Source organism: Streptomyces sp. CO7 (assembly GCF_053474865.1).
In genome coordinates this window covers 88,580-94,361 of the sequence record NZ_JBRIOU010000003.1, presented here as the reverse complement: position 1 = coordinate 94,361, position 5,782 = coordinate 88,580, and the positions used below count along the sequence as shown (strand labels likewise).

The following is a 5,782-nucleotide window of genomic DNA, read 5'->3' as shown; positions in this document are numbered from 1 at the left end:
GCCGGGGCAGGCGTGGGCCGCGGCGCCGAAGGTCAGCACCACCGGGTCCCTCCGGTCGGGCCGGAAGCGGGCGGGGTCGGGGTTGACGGCGGGGTCGCGGTTGGCGGCGGCGAGGACGACCAGGACCTGCTGGCCGGGGAGGATCTCGGCGTCGCCGTGCCGGAAGGGGGCCGCGGCGAAGCGGCGGGTGTTCTGGACGGGGGCGTCGTGCCGGGCGACCTCGGCGACGAACGCGTCCGCGCCGTCCGGTCCGGCCGGCATCCGTTCTCCCCGGGCGAGGGCGAGCAGGGTGTTCCCGATCAGTCCGGCCGTGGCGTCGTAGGTCTGGGACAGGAAGCCGACGGCGTTGGCCAGCAGCGGGGCGGTCCTGGTCCAGGAGTGGCTGCGGGCGGCGGCCACCAGGGCGGCGAGGAGACCTCCCTCCTCCTTCTCCAGGGCGGGGCCGAGGAGGTCCTGGAGCCGGGCGGCCGCGGTGGCCGCGGCGGCCTGCTGCGGCGGCGTCGCGGAGGCCGGGATGCACTGGACGAAGTCGCCGACGAGGCGGGCGGCCTCGGCGCTCCGCCCCTGGTCGAGGCCGCACAGGGACGCGACCGTGCGGGCCGGCACGGAGAACATCAGGTCCTCGAGCAGGGCCGCGTCGAAGCCCTCGGCCAGGCGTGCCCGGGTGTGCCCGGCGGCGGTCCGTGCGGCGGCCTGCGCGTCCGCCTCGCCGAGTGCCTGGGTCACCACCTGCTTGAGGTGGTGCTGGAGACCGCCGTCGGTCATCCGCACCAGGTCGCCGAAGACCTCGCCGGCCGCGGTGCCGCGAATGCCGGCCGGTACCGGCTCCTGGGGCGGACGTACCCTCAGCTGCCCGGCTTGCAGCACCGCACCCACGGCGGCGGCGTCGTACGCCACCCACGCGCCGACTCTCTCGTCGTACGCCAGCGGGCGTTCGGCCACCAGGGCGGCGTAGTAGGGGTAGGGGTCGGTCATCCGGACGGCTTCGACGGGGGTGGTCACCGGGGTTCTCCTCGGTCGGCGGCGCGGTGGCGGTCGGACACGGCGCGGTCGGCGGTACGGCGCGGGGGGCGGTACGGCGCGGGCGGCGGGCGGATCGGGCTCGGCCCACCGGGGCGGTCTCGTTCGTCGGACAGGTGTCGGGTCGGGCTCGGGTGCCGTCAGGGGGTCAGGTCCGCGGCGGCGCGGTCCGCCCGCCGCGTGTCGAGCGCCCCGGCTATGGAGAGCCGCAGCACCTCCGAGGTCCCCTCGTAGACCCGCAGGGAGCGGATCTGCCGGTACAGCCGCTCGGTGACGCTGTCCCGGACCAGCCCGGACGCTCCCAGCAGCTGCACCGCGGAGTCGACGACGCGCTGCGCCTCCTCGGTCGCGTGCAGCTTGGCGATGTTGGAGTGGTGGGCGAAGCGGCGGTTGCCGCGGTCCGCCTCCCAGGCGGCGCGGGCCACCAGCAGCGCGGCCGCGCCGAGCGAGACCTCCATGTCGGCCAGGGTCGCCTTCGTCAGCTGCTGGTCGGCGAGGAGCCCGCCGGCCACCCGTCGGGTCCGGGCCCGCGCCAGCGCGGTGTCGGCGGCCCGCCGGGCGAAGCCGAGCGCCGCCGCCCCCACGGTCATCCGGAACCGCTCCAGCAGGTCCATGGCGACGACGAACCCCCGTCCCGGCCTGCCCAGTACGGCGTCCGCGGGAAGCCGGCAGCCGGTGAACGAGAGGTGGGCGAACGATCTCGGGGCGAGCGGCTCCAGGGGCAGGACCTCGAGCCCGGGCGTGGACCGCGGGACCAGGAAGGTGGTCAGCCCGAGCGCGCCGGGCGCTGGGCCGGTGCGCGCCACCACCACGAAGACGTCGGCGATCGTTCCGTTGGCGATCCACGCCTTGCGCCCGTCGAGCACGTAACCGCCGTCCTCGCCGCGCTCGGCGCGCAGTTCCACGGCCGCCACGTCGCTCCCCGCCTGCTCCTCGGAGACGGCGAAGGCTCCGACCAGTTCCCCCGAGGCCATCCGGGGCAGGTACGTCCTCTTCTGCTCGTCGCTGCCGAAGCGGATCACCGGCGTCGCGGACAGCGCCTGGATGGAGAAGGCGAAGTCGGCCAGGTCCTCGGCGTAGGCGAGGGCCTCGCGCGTCAGGCAGAGGGCGCGCAGGTCCCCGGGGTGCGCCTGGCCGGCGGCCGGGTCGAGGAAGGAGAGCCAGCCGGCCTCGCCGAGCCGGCGCACCAGCGTCAGCCCGGCCTTGTCCGGGTCCTCCTCCCGGACCGAGCGCCACAACGGGGCGTTGTCGTCGCACCAGACGCCGACGGCCCGGGCGAGGTCGCGGTGGCTGTCGTCGTAGAAGGGAAGCGCGAGGACTTCCGGGTCGAAGCTCGTGGCGGGTTCCATGGTCCTGGTCCTTCTCCGGTGGTCGGTCCGGGAGCGGTCGGTCGCGAAGGCCGGTCGTGGCCGGGGCGGCGGGTCAGATGAGCAGGTCGGCCTCCTCCTGCGGCAGCGGCGCGGCCCCGCCGGCCTGCTGTCCCCGCTGGTGCTCGCGCTCCTGCTCCTGCGTCTGCTCCTGCTCCCGGGCCTGCCGGACCAGGTGGTGCTCGACGAAGTAGGCGAAGGAGGCGTAGCCGCGCCACACCCGGCGCCACTCGCGCTGGACGGCCTCCTCGCCGGAGCGGCGTCGCACGTCCTCCAGGAAGGAGACGACGATGTCCGCGGACTGACGGGCGTGCCCTGCCGAGAAGTTGTCGATCGACAGGTGCGCCTCCTCGTAGGAGACGTCGAAGTTGTGGCGGCGCAGTTTCTGTATCTCGTGCAGCCGCATCTCGCCGAGACCGAACATCTCGATGCCCAGGTTGTAGCCGAGGATCTCGTTGTAGAGGCTGTCCGGGAACAGCGACAGGCACAGCTGGTGGAGCGAGAAGCCGTAGAGGTGGTCGGGCAGGTCGCCCTGCTCCAGGAACTCCGGCTGACGGATGTGCGGCAGGTGGATGTCCATGCTGGTCAGCACCTGGTGGATCAGGGTGATGTGGTTCTTGGCCAGGTCACCGCGGCCCATCTCGTCGGCGTAGATGGAGAAGAGCATCGCGTCGCTGCGCCGGTCGTTGCGCCCGAGGTTGCCGATGCGGTGGGCCCAGGCGCCGTCGACCAGGCTGCCGAGGGCGTAGGTGGTCTGCTGGAAGACGACCTCGTCGCGGTCGGGGATCTCGGTGAGCGGCCGGTAGGGGTCGACCAGCTTGTCCCAGTAGACGCGGTCGACGCGCTCCATGAGCGCCTCGGGGGTGTAGTCGAAGTACGAGGCGTCGGTCAGTTTCCCGCCGCTCCCGTGCCGGAAGAGGATCTCGGCGTCCTCCAGCCCCGACTCGGCCAGCCGCCTGGCCACCGGGAGGATGTGCGGGTACTGCTCGACGTTGACGACGCGGTGCAGCAGGTGCCGGTCGTCGAGGCCGGCCGGGGCGTCCTCCAGCACCAGTTCGCCCGGCCGGAGCGCGCGCAGCGCCGCGGCCCGCTCCTCGAACCGGGCGTCGCCCGCCGTCTCGGGCGCGAAGTCGAGGCCGGGGCTCTCCCCGGCGGCGATGGCCCGGCTCCACTCGGTGAAGACGGCGGCCTCCCGCTCGTCGAAGATCCCGAACATCGGGCCGCCGAACTTGATCGACTTCAGGAAGCGGCACGATCCGTCGGCGTCGGTCCTCATCTGCCGGGACTCGCGGAATGCGGCGACGAACTCGCGCAGGTCGAGGTCCGGGTCGCCGAGCCAGTCGGCCAGCCGCCGCTTGCCCACCCGCACGCCGCGGTGCTGCCGTCCGGCGAACGCCGCGTGCCGCTCCACGATGCGGGCCACCCTCCCCTCCAGGGAGAGTCCGTCGTGCCGGTCGGCGAGTTCGGTCAGGGTCGCGACGTGTTCCCGCTCGAGGTCGTGGACGAGGGCGACGGCGCGGAGCATCCGGGCCCGGTCGTCCTCGCCGGTGGGCGACTTCCCGGTGAGCAGCAGGTACTCCTCCACCAGCGGCCGGACGTCCTCCTCCGCCAGCAGGGGCTCGTCGCCCAGGAGCAGGGAGTCGGTCCCGAGGGCGGCCATGGCGTAGTGCACGCCGACCACTTCGGGGAGGTAGGAGGCCGGGAGCCGGGAGAGCGCGAGGTGGAAGGCGGCGATCAGCGCGGTCAGCGGCCGGGCCTCGGTCTCCCGGAGGAATCCGGCGGACTCGACCGCCGGCACGTGGACGTGCTGCTGGGCCAGGGAGCGACGGCTGCGGGCGAGCTGTCCGCGTTCGAACTCGCCCTCGCCCCGCAGGAGCCAGTGGTGCCCGAAGAGCCGGTTGACGACGACCGAGGGCTGGGTGGCGGCCTGGGAGACGGTGTCGAGCCAGCAGGCGCCGAGCAGGGTGAGGGGCGTGCGCTGTCGCAGGACCAGCTCGCGGGTCTCCCGGGGCCTGTCGCGCAGGGCGCGCACGGCGGGTGCGATCTCGCGCCGGACGCCTGCCGTCCAGGCCGCGACGTCCGCCGCGTCGAAGGGCTGCGGCGCGGGCGCCTGGGCGGAGGCGAGGAAGGACTCCACCACGTGGAGGGCGACCAGCAGGGTGGTCTCGCTCTCCTGGTCCGTGAGCAGCCGGCCGAAGAGGGCCTCGGGCGGGCCGGCAACGAGCTCCGCGGCCTCCTCGGCGGCCTTCGGCCCGAAGTGGCGGGGGCCGCGGGGCAGCGAGGTCATGCCGTCGGGCAGGGCGAATGCGGTGCTGGCGTTCATCGTGACTCCCCGGTCTCGTCTGCCTGGGTGGCGGGGCGCCGAGCCGTGGCCCCGGCCGACCCCTGGGTCTCGTGTTCCTGCGGGCCGGGCGCGGGGGCGGCGGGCCGCCTGCGCAGCAGCAGTCCGATCCGGACCCCGGGCACGCTCGCCGCGAGCAGGTAGCTGCCGCCGTCCTTGACCTGGCCCGCCCGGGCCCGGTCGACGAGGTTGACGAGCGGATCGGCGGCGAAGCAGTGGCCGAACCTCGGGATGTTGTCCAGCCAGAGCTGGTCCTTGGTGAACCCGGCCTGCCGCTCCTTCAGGACCACCAGCGGCTTGAAGAGGTTCAGGTGCAGGACCGCGTCGATGTCGCCGATCTTCATCTCGGCGGCGTGCAGGATCCGTTCGTTGACCGTGCGGGACAGCACGGAGCTGACCTCGTTGGTCCACTCCAGTTCACGGCGGTCCTGGGCCGAGGCGCCGGCGACCATCTCGTAGGCGTCCGGCCCCAGCGGCTCGGCGCTCACCAGGGCGGAGGCCGCCCCGTCGCTGAAGAGGGCGAACTTCTCCAGCCGCCGCGACTCGTCCGTCACCCGGTCGGTGGTGACCACCAGCACCGTGCGGTGCTGGCCGGCGGCCACCAGTGCCTGGGCCAGGCGCAGGCCGGCCAGCAGGTTGGTGCACCGGTTGAGCGTGACGCCGGTGAACGCGGCGTTCTCCAGGCCGAGGCCGTCCAGGATCTCCTGGACGAACCGGCCGTGGGTGCGCGGGCCGCCCGGGAAGCGGGTGGAGCACAGGACGAGGCAGTCGACGTCCGACGGGTCCGTCCCGCTCGCCCGCAGCGTCTCCAGTCCGGCGCGCACGGCGAGACCCTGCAAGGTCTCGGCGGTCCGCCGCACCGTGCCCCACCCCCACAGCGCGGCCTGCGGCGGCATGCCGAACTCCCGGGCCCGGTCGGCGAGATCCTCGACCACGGTGTGGTCGAGCTCCTTCTCGCCCAGGACGTAGGCGGGGGCGGACAGGTGTAAGGAGGCGGTCCCGCCCCGGCCGGCGGCGTCCGGGCCGCCGGCGGGCGCGGTGCTTCCCTCGGGGG

At 74.2% G+C, this 5,782-nt stretch carries 4 protein-coding genes; all 4 read right to left on the bottom strand.

Translation table 11 applies throughout. The features are described 5' to 3' along the window. The coding region (locus ACOV8S_RS10300; RefSeq protein WP_448317485.1) for a cytochrome P450 at positions 1 to 1,002 on the bottom strand (1,002 nt) is incomplete at its 3' end. A gap of 158 nt (positions 1,003 to 1,160) precedes the next feature. Beyond that, positions 1,161 to 2,369, bottom strand: coding sequence for an acyl-CoA dehydrogenase family protein (locus ACOV8S_RS10295; RefSeq protein WP_448317484.1), 1,209 nt, complete (start codon positions 2,367 to 2,369; stop codon positions 1,161 to 1,163). A gap of 73 nt (positions 2,370 to 2,442) precedes the next feature. Further along, positions 2,443 to 4,710 carry an iron-containing redox enzyme family protein gene (locus ACOV8S_RS10290; RefSeq protein WP_448317483.1) on the bottom strand — a complete coding sequence of 756 codons (2,268 nt, stop codon included), beginning with the start codon at positions 4,708 to 4,710 and terminating at the stop codon, positions 2,443 to 2,445. Next, the coding region (locus ACOV8S_RS10285) for a hypothetical protein (RefSeq protein ID WP_448317482.1) at positions 4,707 to 5,782 on the bottom strand (1,076 nt) is incomplete at its 5' end. The genes ACOV8S_RS10290 and ACOV8S_RS10285, both read right to left, overlap by 4 nt.

Bases quoted from the DNA above. Each gene is read 5' to 3' on its own strand.
- ACOV8S_RS10295 (WP_448317484.1), bottom strand. From the start codon at position 2,369: ATGGAACCCGCCACGAGCTTCGACCCGGAAGTCCTCGCGCTTCCCTTC.
- ACOV8S_RS10290 (WP_448317483.1), bottom strand. From the start codon at position 4,710: ATGAACGCCAGCACCGCATTCGCCCTGCCCGACGGCATGACCTCGCTG.